At 48.9% G+C, this 1,787-nt stretch carries 2 protein-coding genes; one reads left to right on the top strand and one right to left on the bottom strand.

All coding sequences use genetic code 11. The features are described 5' to 3' along the window. A partial coding sequence (locus B3180_RS11925; protein ID WP_286844769.1) for a glutamate--tRNA ligase family protein occupies positions 1–878 on the top strand: 878 nt, incomplete at its 5' end. Here B3180_RS11925 and B3180_RS11920 read toward each other — a convergent pair. Next, positions 865–1,787: saccharopine dehydrogenase family protein (locus B3180_RS11920; RefSeq protein WP_286844767.1), on the bottom strand; the 923-nt coding region annotated here is incomplete at its 5' end. The two genes, B3180_RS11925 and B3180_RS11920, sit on opposite strands and share 14 nt — an antisense overlap.

Raw genomic sequence — 1,787 nt, 5'->3', positions numbered from 1 at the left:
GTAAACGCATTATCAATACGCTGGTAGAAGAAAATAAAGTGACCGGGTGGGACGATCCGCGTGTTGCCAGTATTGCTGGTTTGCGCCGCAGAGGTTACACGCCGGACTCAATCCGTGAATTCTGTCGTCGCATTGGTGTGACTAAAATGGATAATCAGGTCGAAATGAGCATGCTGGAAGCCTGTATTCGAGATGACCTGAACGCCAACGCACCACGCGCCATGGCGGTGATGGACCCGGTTAAAATTGTTATTGAAAACTACCCGGAAGGCGAGCAGGAACTGTTGGATGCGCCAAACCATCCGAATGACCCGGAAATGGGCTCTCGTCAGGTGACTTTTAGCCGCGAGATTTGGATTGAGCGGGAAGACTTCCGTGAATCGGCGAATAAAAAGTTCAAGCGTCTGGTGCTGGATAAAGAAGTGCGTTTACGTAATGCCTATGTTATTCGCGCGGACCGCGTTGAAACAGACGATAACGGCGAGATTCAGACCATTTACTGCCACTACGACGCTGAGACCTTAGGCAAGGACCCTGCGGACGGCCGTAAGGTAAAAGGGGTTATTCATTGGGTTTCGGCAGAAACAGCGAAAGAAGCAGAGTTCCGCGTGTATGACCGTTTATTTCAGGTACCTAACCCGGCTGCAGAGGAAGACTTATTCTCGACGCTGAACCCGGAGTCTCTGGTTATCAAGAAGGGCTTTGTGGAAGCTAACTTAGCGAATGCGAAATTGGGCGAGAACTTCCAGTTTGAACGCTTAGGTTACTATTGCATGGATCAGGATGCTGATACAGAAGCTCGCTTGATATTCAACCAGACGGTTGGACTACGTGATAGTTGGGCTAAAATAGAACAGCAGCAAGCTACTGAATCGTAAACTGGTCCAGTAGCTTAGCGCCATATAAACGCGAGGGGGTGTAAAAGCCCCCTGACTGTTTCTGGCTTAAGGTATGAACGGCTAACTCAACAGCGCCTTCGGCGGTTAGCGAATAGCCGTTTTTCACTTTTACCCGCATACTTTTCTTATTGCCTTTGCCATCGGTAATTTCACCCCAAACGTAAGTCGGGTTGTTCTTCCGTTCTTTTTCTTCAGGGCCGGCAGGCTGTGATTCTAGCTTCTTCTTCAATTTAGCCTGAACCCATTTCCAGTTAAATACCCAACGGAACCAGTTCATCCGGCGCATTTTCTTCACTAAGCGTGGGCTGGCCGGTATGTACACTTCAATATTGGGAATTTCTGTCGTGTAGTAGGCGGTAGAGACATCGCCCCAGGGAATGGTCATGGCACACTTCTCACCATTACCAAAATCTATCCAGCGAGAATGCCAGGCGTGCGGAACATCGGTAATTTGTCCGTTAATGCGGGCTGCGCCTCCACGACCTAAACGCTCGATACTGGTTTTGGCTGTGCCCCGGCTCATACGTGAACCGGAATCAAAGCCTAAAGCCAGATGCTCGGCTTCCGGCATTTGTGCATTGAGTCGTGCAGCAATGCAGTCTGTTGGAATAACGTCAAACCCAACACCAGGACAAATAACAATACCGGCCTCGCGCGCGGCTTTGTCCATGGAGTGAGCGTATTCAAATACGTCTATCTCGCCGGTAATATCTAAATAATGAGTTTTGGTATCGATACAGGCTTGAATAAGAGGGGCCGCTGTTTGACTAAACGGACCAGCGCAATTAATGACAAGATCAACATCTTCTAATTGCTTTTTCACTTCATCGATATTGTCGAGCGAAAAGGCTTTGTATTGAAAGTTCAGATGTCGGGCAACTGGCTCAG

Source organism: Idiomarina sp. UBA4206, from assembly GCF_002383015.1.
Classification (GTDB): Bacteria; Pseudomonadota; Gammaproteobacteria; order Enterobacterales; family Alteromonadaceae; genus Idiomarina; species Idiomarina abyssalis.
The sequence above is the reverse complement of the archived record's forward strand: the minus strand, read 5'-3'. Positions and strand labels throughout refer to the sequence as shown.